22 protein-coding genes are annotated in these 21922 nt (G+C 54.2%); 9 read left to right on the top strand and 13 right to left on the bottom strand.

The window, feature by feature from the left end:
* The gene (locus IAE48_RS18540; protein WP_042712315.1) at positions 1 to 243 is read right to left on the bottom strand and encodes a CopG family transcriptional regulator; all 243 of its coding nucleotides are present in this window, start codon (positions 241 to 243) and stop codon (positions 1 to 3) included.
* A gap of 201 nt (positions 244 to 444) precedes the next feature.
* On the opposite strand from IAE48_RS18540, the gene IAE48_RS18535 reads away from it, so the two are divergent.
* The gene (locus IAE48_RS18535) at positions 445 to 1356 is read left to right on the top strand and encodes an alpha/beta hydrolase (RefSeq protein WP_200135227.1); all 912 of its coding nucleotides are present in this window, start codon (positions 445 to 447) and stop codon (positions 1354 to 1356) included.
* A gap of 53 nt (positions 1357 to 1409) precedes the next feature.
* Here IAE48_RS18535 and fabY read toward each other — a convergent pair whose 3' ends face one another.
* The 5 genes from fabY to typA form a co-directional block, all read right to left on the bottom strand.
* Positions 1410 to 2351 carry a fatty acid biosynthesis protein FabY gene (gene fabY, locus IAE48_RS18530; protein WP_023479318.1) on the bottom strand — a complete coding sequence of 314 codons (942 nt, stop codon included), beginning with the start codon at positions 2349 to 2351 and terminating at the stop codon, positions 1410 to 1412.
* Between the two features lie 44 nt (positions 2352 to 2395).
* Entirely contained in the window at positions 2396 to 2830 is a 435-nt protein-coding gene (gene dtd, locus IAE48_RS18525) for a D-aminoacyl-tRNA deacylase (protein ID WP_023479361.1), read from the bottom strand.
* Positions 2827 to 3699, bottom strand: a complete 873-nt coding sequence (locus tag IAE48_RS18520) for a virulence factor BrkB family protein (RefSeq protein WP_076768859.1) — start codon at positions 3697 to 3699, stop codon at positions 2827 to 2829. Before IAE48_RS18520 ends, dtd begins: the two co-directional genes overlap by 4 nt.
* A complete protein-coding gene (gene yihX / locus IAE48_RS18515) occupies positions 3696 to 4292 on the bottom strand; it encodes a glucose-1-phosphatase (protein ID WP_054804144.1) in 597 nt (198 codons plus the stop codon). Before yihX ends, IAE48_RS18520 begins: the two co-directional genes overlap by 4 nt.
* 141 nt (positions 4293 to 4433) lie before the next feature.
* On the bottom strand, positions 4434 to 6257 hold the full coding sequence (gene typA, locus IAE48_RS18510) for a ribosome-dependent GTPase TypA (RefSeq protein WP_042712320.1): 1824 nt from the start codon (positions 6255 to 6257) through the stop codon (positions 4434 to 4436).
* Between the two features lie 380 nt (positions 6258 to 6637).
* Here typA and glnA point away from each other — a divergent pair, with 380 nt between their 5' ends.
* From glnA to IAE48_RS18490, 4 genes are all read left to right on the top strand, one after another.
* Entirely contained in the window at positions 6638 to 8047 is a 1410-nt protein-coding gene (glnA, locus tag IAE48_RS18505; RefSeq protein WP_023479289.1) for a glutamate--ammonia ligase, read from the top strand.
* 201 nt (positions 8048 to 8248) lie between these two features.
* Entirely contained in the window at positions 8249 to 9298 is a 1050-nt protein-coding gene (gene glnL, locus IAE48_RS18500; protein ID WP_023479377.1) for a nitrogen regulation protein NR(II), read from the top strand.
* Between the two features lie 8 nt (positions 9299 to 9306).
* On the top strand, positions 9307 to 10716 hold the full coding sequence (glnG, locus tag IAE48_RS18495) for a nitrogen regulation protein NR(I) (protein WP_023479374.1): 1410 nt from the start codon (positions 9307 to 9309) through the stop codon (positions 10714 to 10716).
* Between the two features lie 96 nt (positions 10717 to 10812).
* Entirely contained in the window at positions 10813 to 10923 is a 111-nt protein-coding gene (locus tag IAE48_RS18490) for a YshB family small membrane protein (RefSeq protein WP_094192975.1), read from the top strand.
* 33 nt (positions 10924 to 10956) lie between these two features.
* Here IAE48_RS18490 and hemN read toward each other — a convergent pair whose 3' ends face one another.
* Positions 10957 to 12330 carry an oxygen-independent coproporphyrinogen III oxidase gene (hemN, locus tag IAE48_RS18485; RefSeq protein ID WP_200135226.1) on the bottom strand — a complete coding sequence of 458 codons (1374 nt, stop codon included), beginning with the start codon at positions 12328 to 12330 and terminating at the stop codon, positions 10957 to 10959.
* Positions 12331 to 12516: 186 nt separating this feature from the next.
* On the bottom strand, positions 12517 to 13020 hold the full coding sequence (yihI, locus tag IAE48_RS18480) for a Der GTPase-activating protein YihI (protein ID WP_042712325.1): 504 nt from the start codon (positions 13018 to 13020) through the stop codon (positions 12517 to 12519).
* A gap of 571 nt (positions 13021 to 13591) precedes the next feature.
* On the opposite strand from yihI, the gene yihA reads away from it, so the two are divergent.
* A complete protein-coding gene (gene yihA, locus IAE48_RS18475; protein WP_023479300.1) occupies positions 13592 to 14221 on the top strand; it encodes a ribosome biogenesis GTP-binding protein YihA/YsxC in 630 nt (209 codons plus the stop codon).
* A gap of 302 nt (positions 14222 to 14523) precedes the next feature.
* Here yihA and polA read toward each other — a convergent pair whose 3' ends face one another.
* Both polA and IAE48_RS18465 read right to left on the bottom strand, forming a co-directional pair.
* Entirely contained in the window at positions 14524 to 17310 is a 2787-nt protein-coding gene (gene polA, locus IAE48_RS18470; protein WP_200135225.1) for a DNA polymerase I, read from the bottom strand.
* Positions 17311 to 17339: 29 nt separating this feature from the next.
* On the bottom strand, positions 17340 to 17735 hold the full coding sequence (locus IAE48_RS18465; protein WP_200135224.1) for a hypothetical protein: 396 nt from the start codon (positions 17733 to 17735) through the stop codon (positions 17340 to 17342).
* On the opposite strand from IAE48_RS18465, the gene IAE48_RS18460 reads away from it, so the two are divergent.
* The gene (locus tag IAE48_RS18460) at positions 17734 to 18642 is read left to right on the top strand and encodes an acyltransferase (protein ID WP_200135223.1); all 909 of its coding nucleotides are present in this window, start codon (positions 17734 to 17736) and stop codon (positions 18640 to 18642) included. The two genes, IAE48_RS18465 and IAE48_RS18460, sit on opposite strands and share 2 nt — an antisense overlap.
* 12 nt (positions 18643 to 18654) lie before the next feature.
* On the opposite strand, the gene dsbA is transcribed toward IAE48_RS18460, so the two are convergent.
* From dsbA to IAE48_RS18445, 3 genes are all read right to left on the bottom strand, one after another.
* Positions 18655 to 19278 (bottom strand): thiol:disulfide interchange protein DsbA, encoded by a 624-nt coding sequence (gene dsbA, locus IAE48_RS18455; protein WP_042716840.1) that lies wholly within the window; start codon positions 19276 to 19278, stop codon positions 18655 to 18657.
* A gap of 16 nt (positions 19279 to 19294) precedes the next feature.
* Positions 19295 to 20281, bottom strand: coding sequence for a serine/threonine protein kinase (locus IAE48_RS18450; RefSeq protein ID WP_200135222.1), 987 nt, complete (start codon positions 20279 to 20281; stop codon positions 19295 to 19297).
* Between the two features lie 75 nt (positions 20282 to 20356).
* A complete protein-coding gene (locus IAE48_RS18445) occupies positions 20357 to 20626 on the bottom strand; it encodes a YihD family protein (protein WP_023479302.1) in 270 nt (89 codons plus the stop codon).
* A gap of 66 nt (positions 20627 to 20692) precedes the next feature.
* Between IAE48_RS18445 and mobA the strand changes: the two genes are divergently transcribed.
* Both mobA and mobB read left to right on the top strand, forming a co-directional pair.
* A complete protein-coding gene (gene mobA / locus IAE48_RS18440; protein WP_200135257.1) occupies positions 20693 to 21277 on the top strand; it encodes a molybdenum cofactor guanylyltransferase MobA in 585 nt (194 codons plus the stop codon).
* Entirely contained in the window at positions 21277 to 21792 is a 516-nt protein-coding gene (mobB, locus tag IAE48_RS18435; protein ID WP_200135258.1) for a molybdopterin-guanine dinucleotide biosynthesis protein MobB, read from the top strand. The genes mobA and mobB overlap by 1 nt, the downstream gene beginning before the upstream one ends.
* Positions 21793 to 21922: the final 130 nt, after the last annotated feature.

Below are 21922 nucleotides of genomic sequence, written 5' to 3'. Positions count from 1 at the left end.
TCACCACTCCTCGCGCAGTTTTCTCTCAAATTCAAGACCATCTTCGCCCTCACCTCCCCATAGACCTAAAGCATTGCGAGCGCTTGTCGTGTTCTGCTTTTCAAGATACTGCTCAACCGCTTCTCGTAATAATTCAGCACGAGGAAGGTTACGCTGCTGCTTTAAGCTATCGAGCCTGCGTATAACATCATCTGATAAATCCAACAAAATACGCCCCATAATCACTCCAGAGAGAACATCCATATATCACCTCAGTATATCGTATGCGTTTATTTTCCAGCCACACGATACGCTGCCATTTTTGCTGGGCAAGTGTCATTTTGAGAAAAAAAACGTTCTTTCGAGCTGGGTTCCACTTTTCATTTTCAGCCCAAAAACCCCGTTTCCATTTCGCAAAAACCAGGCTATAAAACCTGGGTATTTATACAGACAAAGGAATGCGAAATGGCACTGGAACAGGGTATTAGCCAACTGGTAAGCGACTTTATTGCTGCAGGACGGCCCTCCGTCTGCGAGCAGAGTATTGATGACCGGCGCGCGGGGTATCTCGCCAGCACGACGCTGGCAGGCGAGACGGAAACCCGTGTGGAGGTGAGAGAATTCACGCTGGAGAGCATTCGCTTTCGCTGCTACTCGCCGCAAAATGCCACCGATAATCTGCCCGCGCTTATTTACTATCACGGCGGCTGTTTTGTCAGCGGCGGCTTTGATACCCATGATAAACAGCTGCGCCAGCTTGCCTTTTACAGCAGCTGCCGGGTTATCGCCGTGCAGTACCGGCTTGCGCCGGAACACCGCTGGCCAGCGGCACATGATGATGCCCGGCGGGGTGCAGAACTTATCCGGCAAAACGCGCAGCAGCTTGGCATCGATCCTCAGCGCATCACGCTGGCGGGCGATAGCGCAGGCGGACATCTGGCGCTGGTCACGGCGTTGCGCTTAAAAGCCGCAGGTGAGTGGCAGCCTGCTCAGCTGATCCTCATCTACCCGATGCTTGATGCAACCGCCTGGTTCGACAGCTATACCCTTAATGGCGCAGATTATGTGATCACCCGCGAGGCGCTGCTCTCCGGCTATACGCACTATCTTGGCGAGACCGATCGCCTGCTGCCGGATGTCAGCCCGCTGTGGCGCACTGATTTCAACGGCCTGCCGCCGACGCATATTGTGACAGCGGAGTTTGACCCGCTGTGCGATGAAGGTGAGTCGCTCTATCAGCGAATGACCGAACAGGGCGTGGCCTGCTCCTGTTCGCGTTATCTCGGTGTGATACACGGTTTCTTCCAGCTTGCCGGCATCAGCCGCACGGCAGTGGATGTAATCCACGATGTGGCGTCGCGCATCGCCAGGGTGTAACCGGCTATACGGGAAAGCGCGCCTTTCGCGCGCGCTATCGGCAGGCCCAGCGCCTACTCCTCTTCGTTGCCGCCCTCTTCGAACGAGCCGAACGGTTTTGCGGGCAGAACGATATAGATGCCTTCAAAAATCGCGCCCTGCTTATCATCGCCAAACAGCTCTACCTGCATCTGCACGCGCGCTTTTTTCCCGCGCGCCAGGCGGTCGAGATCGCCGCTTAGCGAGCCAAGATCGGCAATCGCGCTCGGTTTACCGCTGATGGGCGAGCTGTAGCGGATATGGGCGTCGGCGAGAATAATTGTGCCGCCGAGATGGCGTTCGCGCAGCATCAGCCAGATAAGACCCCAGCCGGTCAGCGTCGCCAGCGAGAAGAGGCTCCCGGCAAACAGCGTGTGGTGCGGGTTTTGATTGCCGATCTCCGGCATGGTGGTAATAAATTTCTGCCCGGTGTACTGCTGGATGCGCACGCCCATCTTTTCGCTGAGCGGAATATGCTGATACCAGGCCTGTTGCAGCTGACCGCACCAGTCGCCGCGATGAAGAATATCATCCAGCGAGGCGATGGGTTTGATCATCAGAAAATGGCGGATGGGGGTAGTTTGCGGCGCGGTGATTTCGCCTTCGTTGATAAACCCAAGCTTGGCGAAAAAGGGTACCGCATCTTCGCGGGCGCTACAGGTGACGCGCTTAACGCCCTCCTGGCGGGCGACGGATTCCAGGGTCATCGCCATCAGCGTGCCGAGGCCTTTATCCTGTACGGAGGGGTGCACCGCCATAAAGCGAATCGAGCCTTCGTTATCGGCATTGATATAGAGCCGACCAGAGGCAACGATATTACCCTCTTCATCAACCACCATCTGGTGATGCGCCATGGCGTCCCAGGCGTCGCGCTCGGAGCCCTGCGGCTGGTGCAACGGCTTACGTAACATTTCCCAGCGGAACTGGTAGTAACGTTCTAACTCTTCTTCAGTTTGCGGTACGCGAAGATGATACATAGCTGCATTCTCTCTTGTGACCCGGGGCCGCGCCGCAAGCTGGCTCATATCTGTAGCCAGAATGTGACGGGACCATCATTGACCAGCGACACCTGCATATCGGCAGCGAAACGCCCGGTTTGCGTGGCGATTTGCTGACCGCAGTGTGCAACAAAGTGGTTATAGAGCGCCTCGGCTTTTTCCGGCGCCGCGCCGCGCGAAAAGCCCGGACGCATGCCGCGCTCCGTATCGGCTGCCAGCGTAAACTGCGATACCACCAGCACGCTGCCGCCGGCCTGCTGGACATTGAGGTTCATTTTCCCGTCGGCATCGCTAAAGATGCGGTATCCCAGCACTCTTTCACACAGGCGGTTTGCTTTCTGCTCGTCGTCTTCCCTCTCGACGCCCAGTAATACCAGAAGACCCGGGCCAATTTCACCCGTCACCTCTCCCGCCACGCTAACGCTCGCACGGGAAACGCGTTGAATTAATGCAATCATGGTTGGTCTGCTTCTTCTCGTTGTGCTGCTTTTTTAAGTTCGCGGTATTCCCCGAGAGTGACAGTAATTTCAGCCCCAAGCAAGACGATACACCAGGTCCAGTAGACCCAGAGAAACATGATCGGAATAACGGCCAGCACGCCATAAATCAGCTGGTAGGAGGGGAACATGGTGATATATAAGCCAAAACCTTTCTTGCCCAGTTCAAACAGCACCGCCGCAACAAACGCCCCCAGCACCGCATCGCGGTTTGGTACGCGCGTAGTCGGAACAATGCTGTAGAGCAGCCAGAACGAGAGCCAGGAGAGGATCAGCGGAAAAATTCGCAGCACATCATCAATCACGCTATTGAGTTCACTCGCCCAGCGCAGCGACAGCAGATAGGAGCTGATCGCAAGGCTCGCCCCGGCCAGCAGCGGGCCGAGGGTCAGGATCATCCAGTAGACGGCAAATGAGTAGACATGCGGGCGCACGCGGGTGCTGCGCCAGATGGTATTCAGCGCGCTGTCGATGGAGTACATCAGTAAGAGCGAAGTGACCACCAGCCCGCAGGCCCCTACCGCGGTCATCTTCGTTGAGTTAGCGACGAACTGCTCAATGTAGTTCTGGATAACGTCGCCGGTTGTGGGAATGAAATTGGCAAAAATAAAGTGACGCAGCTGGATGCTGATGTCGGAAAACATCGGGAAAACAGCGAACAGCGCGAAGATCACCGCAATCAGCGGCACCAGCGACAGCAGTGAGACGTAGGCGAGATTCCCCGCCAGCGTCGTCATATTGTCATCATTGATATGTCGCCACAGCAGTTTTGACCAGGCCTGCAGCGACTGCGCACTCCTCTTCGCGCGCTGTTTTACGGCTTCTTTCATAGCAGCTTTGAAAAATAGTCCGGAATGGTGGCCTTGTTAGCGACCAGGATCGACGTAATCCCTACGCGCTCAGCGCCAGCGATATTTTCAGCATTGTCGTCGAAAAAGACGGCATCTTCGGCAGAAAAACCTTCTAGAGTCAGAACCTGCTGATAAATTCTGGATTCGGGTTTACGCATCCCCATCTCTTGCGAGAGATAGATATGATCGGCGGCGGCGCGGATCTCCGGATACTGCTCCGGCCAGAAGGTCGTGTGCAGACGGTTGGTGTTGGACAGCACCACCACACGATCTCCTTTCGCGCGCAGTTTATGCATGATATCGATAACGTCCGGGCGTAGCGCGACGAACACCGCCTGCCAGCCGGTGGAGAATTGCTCATAACTTAACGGCAGCGCCATCTCTTCACACAGGGCTTTGGCGAACTCCTCATCGCTGATCTCCCCGCGTTCATGACGGTGGAAGGCCTCCCCCATGACAAAGTTCTGCTTCAGGGTTGCCAGTGGTACGCGGCTGAAATCGCTCCAGGCTCCGAGCACCCGGTTGAAGTCGATATCGACAATCACATTACCTAAATCAAAGATATAGAGCATTTGCCTCTCCTTGCCTGCCATGGAGAGTTAACTGTAGCGGGAAAGTTTCCGCTTGAATAGCGGGCCCTTTCACGCCCGCGATCGCGGGATAAAAAAAAGCCGCTGATAATCAGCGGCTTTTGTTGGGCTAAAAGAGGAGAATTACTCTTCTTTTGCACCGCGCATGGCGCGTTTACGGTCGTTCTCGGTCAGATGACGTTTACGGATACGAATGGACTGAGGTGTTACCTCTACCAGTTCGTCATCATCGATGAACTCGAGCGCCTGCTCCAGGGTCATCTTGATCGGCGGAACCAGAACCGTTGCTTCGTCCGTACCGGACGCACGCATGTTGGTCAGTTTCTTACCGGTCAGGCAGTTTACCGTCAGGTCGTTAGAGCGGCTGTGAATACCGATGATCTGGCCTTCATACACTTCCGCACCGTGACCGAGGAACAGCTTACCGCGATCCTGCAGACCGAACAGCGCAAACGCAACCGCTTTACCCTGACCGTTGGAGATCAGCACGCCGTTGTTACGCTGGCCTACTTCGCCCGGACGAATATCGTCGTAGTGGCTGAAGGTGGAGTACAGCAGACCGGTACCGGAGGTCATGGTCATGAACTCTGAACGGAAGCCGATCAGACCGCGGCTTGGGATCACGTAGTCGAGACGTACGCGGCCTTTGCCGTCCGGATTCATGTTTTTCAGATCGCCTTTACGCTCGCCCAGTGCCTGCATAACAGAACCCTGGTGCTGCTCTTCAACGTCCAGCGTTACGTTCTCGAACGGCTCTTGTTTGCGGCCGTCGATTTCGCGGAAGATTACTTTCGGACGGGAAACCGCCATTTCGAAACCTTCACGACGCATGTTCTCGATCAGAACAGAGAGGTGCAGCTCACCACGACCAGAAACACGGAACGCATCCGCATCCTGAGTCTCTTCAACGCGCAGCGCAACGTTGTGCACCAGCTCTTTGTTCAGGCGGTCAAGGATCTGACGAGAGGTAACGTATTTACCCTCTTTGCCACAGAACGGAGAGGTGTTGACGTTGAAGAACATGGTGACGGTCGGCTCATCAACGGAGAGCGCCGGCAGCGCTTCAACACTCTGCGGATCGCAGATGGTGTCGGAGATGTTCAGCTCGCCCAGACCGGTGATTGCAATGATGTCGCCCGCTTCTGCCACGTCACTCTCAATACGCTCCAGCCCCAGGTGAGTCAGCACTTTGCCAACTTTACCGTTACGGGTTTTGCCTTCGCTATCGATGATAGTGACCTGCTGGTTCGGCTTCACTTTACCGCGTTTGATACGGCCGATGCCGATTACGCCAACGTAGTTGTTGTAATCGAGCTGGGAAACCTGCATCTGCAGCGTGCCGTCGAGATCGACGTTCGGTGCCGGTACATGTTCAACAATCGCCTGGTACAGCGGGGTCATGTCTTCAGCCATGTTTTCGTGGTCCAGACCCGCGATACCGTTCAGCGCAGAAGCGTAAACGATCGGGAAGTCCAGCTGTTCGTCGGTCGCGTCAAGGTTAACGAACAGGTCGAAGACCTGATCAACAACCCAGTCCGGACGCGCGCCAGGACGGTCAACTTTGTTGATTACCACGATAGGTTTCAGACCATGGGCAAATGCTTTTTTGGTCACGAAGCGCGTTTGCGGCATCGGGCCGTCAAATGCGTCAACCACCAGCAGCACGGAATCGACCATGGACATTACACGCTCAACTTCACCACCGAAGTCGGCGTGCCCTGGGGTATCAACGATGTTGATACGATAATCATTCCATTTGATAGCGGTGTTTTTAGCGAGGATGGTAATCCCACGCTCTTTCTCCAAATCGTTGGAGTCCATCACACGCTCTTGAGTTTCAGCACGTTCGTCGAACGTACCGGATTGCTGCAGCAGCTTGTCAACCAGGGTCGTTTTACCATGGTCAACGTGAGCAATGATGGCGATGTTACGCAGATTTTCGATCACAACTTTGCCTCAGGCATTAGAAATAGCGCGTTATTGTACACGTATTAATCGAAGGACTAAACAGGATCACAAACATACCCTGCAAACAAGTATTGCAGAGTTGCTTTGTGATCGCTTTCACGGAGCGTTAAAAGGGGCAAATAACGAAAATTGCACCAATATGGTGCCCTATGTTTCCATAAAAGCACTATATTGGTGCAAGGTAACCATCATGGTGCAGCCCTTTTGCACTATGCCGAGCATGATAACGCCTTTTTAGGGTGATTTAAAAGTTGGCATAGATTTCGCTTATCCATTGTACGGCAACTACGCCAGATTTACGTAGTAATTAGAAGACCTCGTTACCACGACGACAATGACAATCCCGGGAGAGTTTAAGTATGTCCGCTGAACACGTTTTGACGATGCTGAATGAGCACGAAGTGAAGTTTGTCGATCTGCGCTTCACAGATACCAAAGGTAAAGAACAGCACGTCACGATCCCAGCCCATCAGGTAAACGCTGACTTCTTCGAAGAAGGCAAAATGTTTGATGGTTCTTCGATTGGTGGCTGGAAAGGCATCAACGAATCCGACATGGTGCTGATGCCGGACGCCACTACCGCTGTCATTGACCCGTTCTACGAAGAGTCTACGCTGATTATTCGCTGCGATATCCTCGAGCCAGGCACCATGCAGGGCTACGATCGCGACCCGCGCTCCATCGCCAAACGCGCTGAAGAGTACCTGCGCTCCACCGGTCTGGCAGACACCGTACTGTTCGGGCCAGAGCCGGAATTCTTCCTGTTTGACGACGTGCGTTTCGGCAGCTCCATCTCCGGTTCCAGCGTTGCTATCGACGATATCGAAGGCGCATGGAACACCACCACCAAATATGAAGGTGGTAACAAAGGTCACCGTCCGGCTGTGAAAGGCGGTTACTTCCCGGTTCCGCCGGTAGACTCCTCTCAGGATCTGCGTTCCACCATGTGTCTGGTGATGGAAGAGATGGGCCTGGTCGTCGAAGCGCATCACCATGAAGTGGCGACTGCGGGTCAGAACGAAGTGGCAACCCGCTTCAACACCATGACCAAAAAAGCGGACGAAATTCAGATTTACAAATATGTGGTACATAACGTTGCGCACCGCTTCGGTAAAACCGCGACCTTTATGCCGAAACCAATGTTCGGTGATAACGGTTCCGGTATGCACTGCCACATGTCTCTCTCCAAGAACGGCACCAACCTGTTCTCTGGCGACAAATACGCTGGCCTGTCTGAGATGGCGCTGTACTACATCGGCGGCGTAATCAAACACGCTAAAGCGATCAACGCCCTCTCTAACCCGACTACCAACTCCTACAAGCGTCTGGTCCCGGGTTACGAAGCACCGGTTATGCTGGCCTACTCCGCCCGTAACCGTTCTGCCTCTATCCGTATTCCGGTTGTTGCGTCTCCGAAAGCGCGTCGTATCGAAGTGCGCTTCCCGGATCCGGCTGCGAACCCGTACCTGTGCTTTGCCGCGCTGCTGATGGCAGGTCTGGATGGTATTAAGAACAAAATCCACCCGGGCGAAGCAATGGACAAAAACCTGTACGATCTGCCGCCGGAAGAGGCGAAAGAGATCCCGCAGGTTGCAGGCTCCCTGGAAGAAGCGCTTAACGCGCTGGACGCTGACCGCGAGTTCCTGACCGCCGGCGGCGTATTCACCGACGACGCTATCGATGCTTATATCGCGCTGCGCATTGAAGAAAACGACCGCGTTCGCATGACGCCGCACCCGGTAGAGTTCGAACTCTATTACAGCGTTTAATTACGTTATTAATACTCGGCCGATTTCTCGTCACAGTCAGTTGGCGGCGAGAAATCAGCCAGAGAATTTTTAGTTGCCGTGGAAACTTTAGCCCATCACACGATGGGCTTTTTTCGCCGACAACAACCTGATCTCACGCGCTTTTTCTTTCTATAACGCTATACTGCACAAAATTGGTGCATATCTCCGGGAGACTGCTACATGGCAAGCGGCGCGCTGCCCGATGCTGGGCAGATCCTCAACTCTTTGATCAACAGCATCCTGCTGGTTGATGACGACCTGGCGGTACACTACGCCAACCCCGCAGCACAACAGCTGCTGGCGCAAAGCTCGCGCAAACTGTTCGGCACCCCGCTGCCGGAACTGCTGAGCTACTTCTCCCTCAATATCGACCTGATGCGTGAAAGTTTGCATGCAGGCCAGGGCTTTACCGATAACGAAGTGACGCTGGTTATCGACGGGCGCTCGCATATTCTCTCCCTGACGGCGCAACGCCTGCCGGACGGGCTGGTGCTGCTGGAAATGGCGCCGATGGATAACCAGCGTCGTTTAAGCCAGGAGCAGCTTCAGCATGCTCAACAGGTGGCGGCGCGCGATCTGGTGCGCGGCCTGGCTCATGAGATCAAAAACCCTCTTGGCGGCCTGCGCGGCGCGGCACAGCTATTAAGCAAAGCCCTGCCCGACCCGTCGCTGCTGGAATATACCAAAGTGATCATTGAGCAGGCCGACCGCCTGCGCAATCTGGTCGATCGCCTGTTAGGGCCGCAGCAACCGGGTATGCACGTTACTGAAAGCATCCATAAAGTGGCCGAGCGCGTGGTCAATCTGGTGTCGATGGAGCTGCCGGCTAACGTCACGCTAATTCGCGATTACGATCCCAGTTTGCCGGAGCTGGCGCACGATCCTGACCAGATCGAGCAAGTTTTACTGAATATCGTGCGCAATGCGCTTCAGGCATTAGGGCCGGAGGGCGGCGAAATTATTCTGCGCACCCGCACCGCGTTCCAGTTAACGCTGCACGGCGTACGTTATCGCCTGGCAGCAAGAATCGATGTGCAGGATAACGGCCCGGGTATACCGCAGCATCTGCAGGACACGCTGTTTTACCCGATGGTCAGCGGCCGCGAAGGTGGCACCGGGCTTGGCTTATCGATTGCACGCAGCCTGATTGATCAACACTCAGGCAAAATTGAATTTACCAGTTGGCCAGGCCATACCGAGTTCTCGGTATTCCTGCCTATTCGGAAGTAGAGGTGTTTATGCAACGAGGGATAGTCTGGATCGTGGATGACGATAGCTCCATCCGTTGGGTGCTTGAACGCGCGCTCACCGGGGCAGGCTTGAGTTGTACAACGTTTGAAAGTGCCAATGAAGTGCTTGATGCGCTGACCACCAAAACGCCGGATGTTCTGCTTTCGGATATTCGTATGCCCGGTATGGACGGGCTGGCACTGTTAAAACAGATTAAGCAGCGCCATCCGATGCTTCCGGTCATCATTATGACTGCGCACTCGGATCTGGATGCGGCGGTAAGCGCTTATCAGCAGGGGGCATTCGACTACCTGCCTAAACCGTTCGATATTGATGAAGCGGTGGCGCTGGTTGAGCGCGCTATCAGCCACTACCAGGAGCAGCAGCAGCCGCGCAATGTGCAGGCTCTCGGCCCGACCACCGATATCATCGGCGAAGCGCCGGCGATGCAGGATGTGTTTCGCATTATTGGCCGTCTGTCGCGCTCATCGATCAGCGTATTGATTAACGGCGAGTCCGGCACCGGGAAAGAGCTGGTTGCCCATGCGCTGCATCGCCACAGCCCGCGCGTCAAAGCGCCGTTTATCGCGCTCAATATGGCGGCGATCCCGAAAGATTTGATTGAATCGGAGCTGTTTGGCCACGAGAAAGGGGCCTTTACCGGCGCTAACACCATTCGTCAGGGGCGTTTTGAGCAGGCCGACGGCGGCACGCTTTTTCTTGATGAGATTGGCGATATGCCGCTCGATGTGCAGACGCGTTTGCTGCGCGTGCTCGCCGATGGGCAGTTTTACCGCGTGGGCGGCTACGCGCCGGTGAAAGTCGATGTGCGTATTATTGCGGCGACGCATCAGAACCTGGAGCTGCGCGTGCAGGAGGGGAAATTCAGGGAGGATCTGTTCCACCGCCTGAATGTTATCCGTGTGCATCTGCCGCCGCTGCGCGAACGCCGGGAAGATATTCCGCGTCTGGCGCGCCACTTCTTACAGGACGCTGCCCGTGAACTGGGTGTGGAAGCGAAGCTGCTGCATCCGGAAACCGAAGCGGCATTGACCCGTCTGGCATGGCCAGGCAACGTGCGCCAGCTGGAGAACACCTGCCGCTGGTTAACGGTAATGGCGGCAGGACAGGAAGTGCTGATTCAGGATCTGCCCAGTGAGCTGTTTGAAGCCACGGTGCCGGACAGCCCGTCGCAGAGTTTGCCGGACAGCTGGGCGACGCTGCTCGCGCAGTGGGCCGATCGCGCGCTGCGTTCCGGTCATCAAAACCTGCTCTCTGAAGCGCAACCGGAGATGGAGCGTACCCTGCTGACCACCGCACTGCGCCACACTCAGGGGCATAAGCAGGAAGCAGCACGCCTGCTCGGCTGGGGGCGCAATACCCTTACGCGTAAGTTAAAAGAGCTGGGAATGGAGTAAACGTAAAGCGCGATCCGCCCGCGAAAAGTGCTGCTATTTTGTGCTTTACTGTTCGTCGCAGTGCAGTATGATCTTGCGCGTTCAGGGGGGGTTATCATGCTGGAATCGTTCATTCATCTGGTTACGGCTGGCGCCTCTGCCAGCCATACGCCACAAACGGCTGTCGCAGCGCTGCTTTGTGCAACGCTGGTCGGGCTGTTTAGCTAGCGGTTTAACAGGCCTGGTGCTTTTGCAGGCCTGTTAAATCACCCGCGAGAACTGCTGTAGCCGCGCTTTCTGGCGCAGATAGACATCGAAGCACATGCAGATGTTGCGAATCAACAGACGCCCTTTCGCCGTTACCTGAAGCCCCTGCTCATCCCTCTCCACCAGCCCATCTTTAATCAGTGGCGCTAACAGCTGCAAATCCTCTGCAAAGTAGTCGCTGAAATCGAGATCCCAGGCGCGCTCAATATCGCTGAATGAGAGACGGAAATTACAGATAAGCCCCTTGATCACATCCCGGCGAATGCAGTCATCGCGGGTCAGCGCAATGCCGCGCCACAGCGCATTTCCCTGCTCATCAACCTGCTGATAGTAGTGTTTGAGCTCTTTCTGGTTTTGCGCATAGCTGTCGCCAATCATGCTGATGGCAGAGACGCCAAGGCCCAGCAGGTCGCTGTCGCCCTGAGTGGTGTAACCCTGGAAGTTGCGGTGCAGCACGCCGTTGCGCTGGGCAATCGCCAGCTCATCATCCGGACGGGCAAAGTGATCCATGCCGATAAACTGATATCCGGATGCGGTCAGCGAGGAGATGGTCTGCTGCAGGATATCGAGCTTCTGCTGCGCCGAAGGCAGATCCGCATCTTTAATTTTACGCTGGGCAGCAAAGAGCGTCGGCAGATGCGCATAGTTGAAGACGCTTAAGCGATCGGGGCTGAGTTCAGCGACGCGTTGCAGCGTATAGGCAAAACTCTCCGGCGTCTGTTTGGGCAGGCCGTAGATCAGGTCGATATTGGTCGAGGTAAAGCCGATATCGCGCGCGTGGTTAAGCAGAGCAAAGATAAACGATTCATCCTGTTCACGGTTAACCAGCCGCTGCACCTCTTTATTAAAATCCTGCACGCCCATGCTAAGGCGGTTAAACCCTTCCCCGCGCAGATGGTCGAGCACATCCAGTTCAATTTCGCGCGGGTCGACCTCGATGGAGATCTCCGCCTCGGCATCAAAGGCGAAGTTGCCGCGCAGCAGCGCCATCAGGCGGCTGATCTGTGCTTTGTTGAGATAGGTTGGCGTACCGCCGCCCCAGTGCAGCTGGCTGACGTGACGGCCTTTAAACAGCGGCGCGCGGTGGATAATCTCCTGCTCCAGCGCATCGAGGTATTGATCGGCTTTATGCTGCTGGCGGGTAACAATTTTATTGCAGCCGCAGAAGTAGCAGAGCTTGTGGCAAAACGGGATATGAACGTAGAGCGAAAGCGGACGTTCAGGATAACGCGCCACGGCGCGGTGAAAATCCGCTTCGCCGAAGGCGTCAGAAAACTCAAGCGCGGTGGGATAGGACGTATAACGCGGCCCGGAATAGTTATATTTCTGGATCAGGGCCAGATCCCAGTCGATGACGTGCTCAGACATTGCTTACTCCTTCCGATGACGCCGCTGGCGATACCGGCGGCCTGGGCCGATCCCTTTTTGGGGTATCAGCCGGTTGCGCAGCCACTGTTTGCGCCGCGACAACCGCTGTAGTTTAACGAATAACCACACCAGATAACATATAACCGGAAGGGTTATAAGCAGGACGGGAAGCCCCATAAGAAAGGATTAGTTGCCGCCCTTGAGCAGACGCATCATATCTTCCTTACGCTCCTCTTCCTCTTCTTCTTCGTCATCATCGTAGGAGAGGCCGAGCTTCTGCATCAGCTCATCAATACGATCCAGTTTGGCATCAACCCATTTCTGCTCGTCGGCGCTCAGGGTTTCACCCTCTTCAAGACGTTCAAGTAGCGCATCCAGGCGCTCATCCGTTTCCAGCATCTCTAATTCAGCCTGCGGTGAAAGCATAGGTTTCTCACTCTTCGGTTTGTGCTGCTTAGTGACTGGCGTGTCGGTAACACCCAGCGGAATCGGTGTTTTACTGCCAATACGCGGATCTTTCTGCGCTTTGCCCTTGCCGGAGCCTGAAGCGTTATCGCCACCGTTCGCGCGGCTGCCTGAAGCGTTGCCGCGATGCCGTTTATCACGCTTACGTTCGCGGCCTTCCTGGTTCAACTCTTCACGGGTTTTACGGCGCACTTTGCCGCGCGGTTGGGTAGACGGTTTTTTCATCATAGGGGTCTTAGGTGGTTTTTCATCAGTATAGAATTGCGGCGGAATCTAGCAGAAAGCAAGCAAAGAAAAAAGGCGGCAGTGTAAACTGTCGCCTTTTTTCTTGACCCTGACCCGTAAAGGGCTCTACGTTCCCTGTTTGCTGTCAACGTGCCCTGTTTTTCCATTAGCATCAACACTCCGTGTTGCGGTCCCTCTCCTTGTGAACGTCTCCTGACGTTTTCCTCTGGTCTTCGCCTCCTGGCGCTCCCGACCCCTCAATCCGTGAGTTATCCTTTCCTGTAAAGCGTCCTGCTACGGGGCGTTACTTTACCTGTCTCAGAGAAAGAGACAAGTATGAATACCCTTACAAACGATAAATTAAGAGAATTCCACAAAACTAAATCATTGATTTAATTATTATTGACTATTTTTAAACCTGCAACTACTCCGAAAGTTCGCAACGTATAAAGGGCAAATATCCTACAAAGCGCGCGGCAATCACCTACAAAGAGGAATGATGCGAGAAAAACAGTCTTTTACGTGGGTTCAGGTATAATCCCCGCATGCTTTAACGATGGAGACGACCGTTTTGACTAACCTGAATTACCAACAGACGCACTTTGTCACCAGTGCGCCTGATATTCGCCACTTACCCGCCGATACCGGCATTGAAGTGGCATTCGCTGGCCGCTCCAACGCCGGAAAATCGAGCGCACTCAATACGCTAACCAATCAAAAGAGCCTGGCGCGCACCTCTAAAACGCCGGGCCGTACCCAGCTAATCAACCTGTTCGAAGTCGTAGAAGGCAAACGCCTTGTCGACCTGCCCGGCTACGGTTATGCCGAAGTGCCGGAAGAGATGAAAATCAAATGGCAGCGCGCGCTGGGTGAATATCTGGAGAAACGTCAGTGCCTGAAGGGGCTGGTCGTACTGATGGATATCCGCCATCCGTTAAAAGATCTCGACCAGCAGATGATCCACTGGGCGGTAGCAAGCGAGATCCCTGTGCTGGTGCTGCTGACCAAAGCGGACAAGCTCGCCAGCGGCGCGCGTAAAGCGCAGGTTACGATGGTGCGGGAAGCGGCAATTGCCTTTAACGGCGATGTGCAGGTTGAAGCGTTTTCGTCGCTGAAAAAACAGGGCGTGGATAAACTGCGCGAGAAGCTGGATAGCTGGTTCTCATCCATTGCGCCAGCAACAGAAGACGCCGGCGAATAACCCTTCTGGCGCGGCGTCCGCTGCGCTTTATTGCTCTCTTTCGCGCAATAAAAAACGCCCCAGTCATTACTGACTGGGGCGGCTAAATATTCAGCCAAATCCGATTACGTGAAGTAAAAGGTCTGAAAGATAGAACATCTTACCTCTGTACCCTACGCGAATAACTCTACTCCCTTTTTGGATCTGGAAAAAGGACTTTTTGTAATTTCTTTTCAACTTTTACATACGGAATTCTAATGATTGTCACAAAAACGCCGTGTTATGTTGCTTAGTTACAGAAAAGTCCCTTTCCTGCCGCACGCTTAGTGCGCTTGATCCCAGTTTGGCCCGCTTCCCACTTCCACCAGCAGCGGCACATCGAGTTGGGTACTGCTCTCCATTAGTTCATGGATCTTCTTCGTGACCGCCTCGATATCCTCTTTATGCACCTCGAACACCAGTTCATCGTGTACCTGCATGATCATCCGCACGCGCGGCTTCTCTTGCTGTAACCACGCATCGACGGCGATCATCGCACGTTTGATGATATCTGCTGCGGTGCCCTGCATCGGGGCGTTGATCGCCGCGCGCTCGGCACCCGCACGGCGGGCAGCGTTGCTCGCTTTGATGTCCGGCAGATAGAGGCGGCGACCATCGAGCGTTTCAACATAGCCGTTCTCTTTCGCCTGCGCGCGGGTACGCTCCATATACTCCAGCACGCCAGGATAGCGCTCGAAGTAGAGATCCATATACTTCTGCGACTCTTTGCGCGGAATATTGAGCTGGCGCGAGAGACCAAAGGCGCTCATGCCGTAGATCAGACCAAAGTTGATCGCTTTCGCGCTGCGGCGCTGTTCATTGCTTACGCTATCCAGCGGCAGGCCAAACACTTCCGCCGCCGTTGCGCGGTGAATATCCTGACCTTCAGAAAACGCTTTCAGCAAGCCCTTATCCCGTGAGAGGTGCGCCATGATGCGCAGTTCGATCTGCGAGTAGTCGGCAGAGACGATGACGTAATCTTTCGGCGCGATAAAGGCCTGACGAATACGACGTCCCTCTTCATTACGCACAGGAATGTTTTGCAAGTTGGGATCGGTAGAGGACAAGCGCCCGGTCGCGGTCACTGCCTGGTGGTAAGAGGTATGTACGCGCCCGGTTTTTGGGTTGATCATCAGCGGCAGCTTATCGGTGTAGGTCGATTTAAGCTTCGCCAGACCGCGATATTGCAGGATCACTTTTGGCAGCGGGTAATCCAGCGCCAGCTCTTCCAGCACCTCTTCTGAGGTTGACGGCGCGCCGCCCGGAGTTTTCTTCAGCGGTTTAATGCCCTGTTTTTCAAACAGAATAGTTTGCAGCTGCTTAGTCGACGAGAGATTAAACGCTTCGCCCGCGATCTCATGTGCTTTTTGCTCCAGCTCCGCCAGGCGCAGGGTCAGCTCCTCAGAGTGCTTGTGCAGCACAGCCGGATCGATATTGACGCCGTTGCGTTCGATGCGCGAAATGACCGGCACCAGCGGCATTTCAATATTCTGGAAGACATTCAGCGGGCCGGCGTGCTGTTGTAGCTCTGGCCACATCGCCAGATGGAGTTGCAGCGTGACATCAGCATCTTCCGCCGCGTAATGCCCGGCCTCTTCCAGCGCAATCTGGTTGAAGGTCAGCTGATTTTTACCTTTCCCGGCAATCTCTTCGAAGGTCACAGTTTTGTGCTTCAGCCAGCGCTGAGAGAGGCTGTCCATATCGTGACGGCCAACAACGCTATTGAGGATGTAGGACTCAAGCATGGTGTCGAAGGCGATACCGCGCAGTTCGATGCCGTAATTTTCCAGCACGCCGCGATCGTATTTCAGGTTCTGGCCCACTTTAAGAAGCTTTTCATCTTCCAGCAGCGGTTTCAGCAGTTCCAGCGCGCGGTCGCGCGGGATCTGATCCGGCGCATCAAGGTAGTCATGGGCAACCGGTACATAGGCCGCCACGCCCGGTTCGATAGCAAAGGAGATGCCGACCAGATTGGCACTGATGTTATCCAGGCTGTCCGTTTCGGTATCGAAGGCAAACAGCGCCGCGCTTTTCAGTTTGCCAATCCAGCTCTGCAACGTCTCTTCATCAAGGATGGTGACGTAGTTTTCAGCGGAGAGGATAGCCGTCGGGATATCGGGCTCCGCTTCTACCACAATCGTCTCCTGCGGCTTCGCGGCTGGCTTGCTTCCTCTCGCCTGCAGCCATTTTCCGGCTTCGACATCCGCCGTCCAGCGCTTAAATTCGTAACGCTTAAAGAGCTCCACCAGCTCTTCGGTGGCCGGTTGCTGAACTTCAAGCTGTTCGCTCGTCAGCTCCAGCGGAACATCGGTTTTGATGGTCGCCAGCTGGTAGGAGAGGTAGGCAACCTCTTTATTCTGCTCCAGCTTCGCCGCCATGGTTTTCGCACCACGGAAGCTCAGTTCGGCAATTTTTTCCGGCGCGGCATAGAGCGAGTCGAGACCGCCCAGCCCTTGTAACAGCGCCTGCGCGGTTTTTTCACCCACGCCCGGTACACCTGGGATGTTATCGGAGGAGTCGCCCATCAGCGCGAGGAAGTCGATAATCAGCTCTGGCGGCACGCCATATTTGGTAACGACCTCTTCCGGCCCCAAAATGGTGTTGGACATGGTGTTGATCAGCGTGACGTTCGGCGTCACCAGCTGCGCCATATCTTTGTCGCCGGTACTGATCAGCACCGGACGCCCTTTTTTGTCTGCTTCACATGCCAGCGTGCCGATAACGTCATCCGCTTCAACACCCGACACCGCCAGCAGCGGCAGACCCATCGCTTTCACCATTGCATGCAGCGGCTCAATCTGCGCACGCAGATCGTCCGGCATCGGCGGGCGGTGGGATTTGTAATGTTCGAACAGCTCATCACGGAACGTCTTACCCTTCGCATCAAACACCACTGCGACATGCGTCGGCTGATACTGCAGCAACAGGCTGCGCAGCATATTCAACACGCCGTACATTGCGCCGGTGGGTTCCCCAACGCTGTTGGTCAGAGGTGGAAACGCATGATACGCGCGATAGAGGTAAGAGGAGCCGTCAACAAGAATGAGTGGGTTTTCGGGGATCTGAACCATGATATCCATGCCTGTTTTTTCAATTTACGCTAAAGGATGCCACAGACAGGATGAAAACATGAGTTTTTCCCGGTAAATGGCGGAAAAGATTTCGCGATCGTCGGGATCCCTCGCAGAAACATCCTGTGGATAAGTTTGTGCACAGTTTTTAATTGGCTGGATTTTTGTGGCTTTTCGTGGATCGTAAAAATATACAAACCCATTAAAATCAATATATTGAGAAGATAAAAAGGATCGATGTTGCTTTTTGGCGATAATCTGCTCTGTGTGGATAGAAGAAAAAGGGCATTGCATTCTTCTTTACTATCTATCAAAAGCGCTGAATAAGGTTTCCCCATTGCCGCTCTCGCTTTTCTGATAAAATCTGCGCCTTGCACACCTTTTAGCGAGCATTTTGCTGCTAACTTTTTGAAATATTTAATCATGTCGAGACTACCCGCGGTTATTACGCTCTTTTTTAGCGTTCTGTTAACCATCCTGCTTACTGTTGTTTGCTCCGTGCCGATTATTATCGCCGGCCTGATAAAACTGCTTATTCCGATCCCGCGTTTTTGGCGGGCGATCTCTGCATTCTGTAATGTGATGATGGCTTGCTGGTGCGAAGGCCTCTACTGGCTGCTACGCCTCAATCCCCGGCTGGAATGGGATATTCAGGGGCTGGAGGGATTGAATAAAAGAAACTGGTATCTGCTTATTTGTAACCACCACAGCTGGGCAGATATCGTGGTGCTGTGTGTCCTGTTCCGCAAACAGATCCCGATGAACAAGTACTTCCTGAAGCAGCAACTCGCCTGGGTGCCCTTTATCGGCCTGGCGTGCTGGGCGCTGGATATGCCTTTTATGCGCCGCTACTCACGAAGTTATCTGTTGAGGCATCCTGAAAGACGGGGCAAGGATGTTGAGACAACGCGCCGTTCATGTGAGAAGTTTCGCCTGCATCCGACGACAATGGTGAATTTTGTTGAAGGATCGCGTTTTACAGAAGAGAAACGGCGTCAGACACGCTCTTCGTTTAAGCATCTGTTGCCGCCAAAAGCGGCGGGTATCGCGATGGCGTTAAACGTTCTGGGTAAACAGTTCGACAAAATGCTGGATGTGACGCTTTGCTACCCGGAGAACGATCGCACGCCCTTTTTCGATATGCTCAGCGGCAAATTGACGCGTATCGTGGTGCGTATTGATTTGCTGGCGGTTCACGATGGGTTGCATGGCGATTATATTAATGACAAGAATTTTAAGCGCAGCTTTCAGCAATGGCTGAATGGGTTATGGCTCGCTAAAGATGAACGTATAGACGCCATCAAAGCCACCTGTAAAAACGCCGGTCAGTGACCGGCGTTATCTTTACTTCTTCTCAACCAGGAACTTCACCGTATCAGCGTAGCTTTTCACAAACGCATCAAGGCTGCTGCCGTCCATACCGCGTTGATCGATCTGGTATTTACCGTTGACGAACATTGCGGGTACACCCTGCAACTGCAGATCGGCCGCAGCTTTCTCTTGCTGGGCAACCAGTGATTTCACCACGAAGCTGTTCCAGGCAGCATCATACTCTTCGCCCTTCACGCCGGCTTTGATAAATACGTCACGAATGTCAGCAACGGTTTGAACAGTCTGCGTTTTTTGTACCGCTTCGAACATCGGAGAGCTGATTTTATCTTCCACGCCCAGCGCCATCGCTACCGCCCAGGCCTGCGTCATCTCTTTGCCCAACGGCCCCAGGAACTCGACGTGGTATTTGGTCATTTTTGTCCCCTGCGGCAGTTTCTTTTTCACCGCTTCGGAGACGTGCCAGACCTGCTCAAAGTCGTAGCAGTGCGGGCAATAGAATGAGAAGAACTCCAGCACCTGCGGTTCACCGGCGACCGGCTTATCCAGCGTGTTGTACTGCTTACCTTCGGTAATATCTGCTGCCGAAGCGCTAAATGCCAGAATCATTCCTGCCAGCGCCAGCCAAATCTTCTTCATGGTCAACTCTCTCCGTTTAATACATGGGGGTTAATGCTAAAGGGGGTTCTTGCAGAACCTTCACCTGTTCAAGAAAAATGTGCGTCTGATTGCGCCAGTGATCTTCGCTGTTCAACCAGGGGAAATTTTTGGGAAACGCGGGATCGTCCCAGCGGCGGATAAGCCACGCCAGATAGTAGACCAGACGCATGGCGCGCAGCGGTTCAATCAGGGCAAGCTCCGCGGTATCAAACTCACAAAACTCTTCGTAGGCTTCGACGATCATCTCCAGCTGCATGCGCTGCTCGGCTTTATCACCGTGCAACAACATCCATAAATCTTGTACCGCCGGGCCATTACGCGCATCGTCTAAGTCGACAAACATTGGGCCATCTCGCCAGAGAATATTCCCGGCATGACAATCCCCATGCAGACGCAGCACGTTGGCGCGATTATGCCACTGCGCCATAACGGCATCGATAAGCTTATCAACTGCGCTCAAAAACGCCTCTTTTAAGCTTGCCGGGATTAGCGAGGTGGTCTCAAAAAGCTGGCGCGGCTCGCGCAAATATTCGTTAACGCCCATGTCAGGACGATGGGTAAAACGCTTTTGACGGCCGGTCTGGTGCAGACGACCAAGGTAGCGGCCAACCCACTCCATCTGATCGAGATTGTCCGCTTCAAACTGGCGGCCACCAACGCTCGGGAAAACGGCAAAGAGGAAATCCTGGTGGGTGAGTAAGGTTTCATTATTAAACGCGAGTGGTGCAGCGACCGGCACATCATTCTCTTGCAGGTCGAGCGCAAACTGATGCTCTTCGCGTATCTGTTCCGCTGACCAGCGCTGCGGGCGGTAGAACTTCACGACATAGCGGCGGCGATCTTCGTCCTGAAACTGATAAACACGGTTTTCGTAGCTATTAAGCGGAGTGAGGCCGGAATCGACCCGGATCCCCTGCGCGAAAAGCGCATCCATGATGGTATCCGGGTGAAGCGTCTGGAAAGTAAAAGCGTTACAGGTCATCCTGGGATCCGAAAATACGACGAATGATTCAGGATATCATTTTGGGCCGTTTTCGGTGGCTCCTCTTACAAGGTTTTACTCTTTAATCACGCCGCGGGCGCGCAGTAACGCGGTTTTGAAATCCTCTTCGTAATCTTTTTGAATGCCAGGGATTGCTGCGTCTTTTGCCGAGTCGCGCATTTTCAGATGATAGATCAGGATGTCATCACTTAAATCGGCCAGTTCGCCCTCATAACCTGACTCTTGCGCCAGTTTCTGTAAAAATTGCATTAAATTGAGTTCTGGCTCTTTCTGCCAGGCTGGCTGGAGAAGTTCGATAACTTCGTTGAGGCGTTTACATTTCATGTATCTGCTCCTTATTTTGTGTTCCGACACGTTAGCAGGGTCAATCCCACAATAAAAGAGGCGTTACTGGTGAAGGATAGCAGTGCAGTACTCGGCGTCGTGCTGGCTGGCGGCAAAGCGTCACGTATGGCGGGCAAAGACAAAGGGTTGCTGGAGCTCAACGGTAAACCGCTCTGGCAACATGTCGCCGGGCGATTAGCATCCCAGGTTAAGAGCGTGGCAATCAGCGCCAATCGCAATCTTGATACCTATCGCCTCAGCGGCCTGCCGGTCATTGAGGACACTCTACGTGACTTCCCGGGCCCGCTTGCAGGGATGTTGGCTGCTTTGCAACAGTGCGAAGCCGAATGGTTCCTCTTTTGTCCCTGTGATACGCCCTATATTCCGGACGATCTCTTATCGCGTTTACTGGCCGGCCGCGGTCAGGCTCCGGCAGTGTGGGTACATGATGGCGAACGCGACCACCCAGTGATTGCTCTGCTTCATCAGGACCTTTCATCGCAGCTGGAAGCGTGGCTGGCACAAGGTGAACGCAGGGTAATGATGTTTATGCGTGAAGCAGGCGGGCATGCGATAGATTTCAGCGATCGGCGCGCGGCATTCGCCAATGTGAATACGCCTGACGATCTGGCGCGTTGGCAGGAGAGATGATGATACCATTACTTGCGGTGGCGGCCTGGAGCGGAACGGGTAAGACGACACTGTTGAAAAAGCTGATTCCGGCGCTGTGCGCACGAGGCATTCGTCCCGGCTTAATCAAGCATACTCATCATGATATGGATGTTGATACGCCGGGCAAGGATAGTTATGAGTTACGTAAGGCAGGCGCAGCACAGACGCTGGTCGCCAGCAGCCAACGATGGGCATTAATGACGGAAACCCCTGATGAAACTGAGCTGGATCTTAACTGGCTGGTCAGCAGGATGGATGCGACAAAGCTGGATCTGGTGCTTGTCGAAGGCTTTAAGCATGAACCGGTGCCTAAGATCCTGCTCTGGCGCGCAGATTGTGGGCATGACATTGATGAGTTAACGATAGATGAACATACGATCGCGGTTGCGAGCGATGTTGAGCTGGCGCTGTCTGTACCGGTGCTGGATCTTAATGATATTGAGAAAGTTGCGGAGTTTGTCTTGCAGTGGTTAGCGCAGAAAAAGGCTGTTTAAGCGCTACTTGCCATTTTATTGGGTGTTTTTTTCGCGCAGAAAGCAAAAAACCCCAGCCGTGAGGCTGGGGTTCTTCTTATTTGATGCCTGGCAGTTCCCTACTCTCGCATGGGGAGACCCCACACTACCA

The organism is Kosakonia sp. S57 (assembly GCF_016516575.1).
Classification (GTDB): Bacteria; Pseudomonadota; Gammaproteobacteria; order Enterobacterales; family Enterobacteriaceae; genus Kosakonia; species Kosakonia cowanii.
Note: the sequence above shows the minus strand (reverse complement) of the source record. Positions and strands in the feature narration are given on the sequence as shown.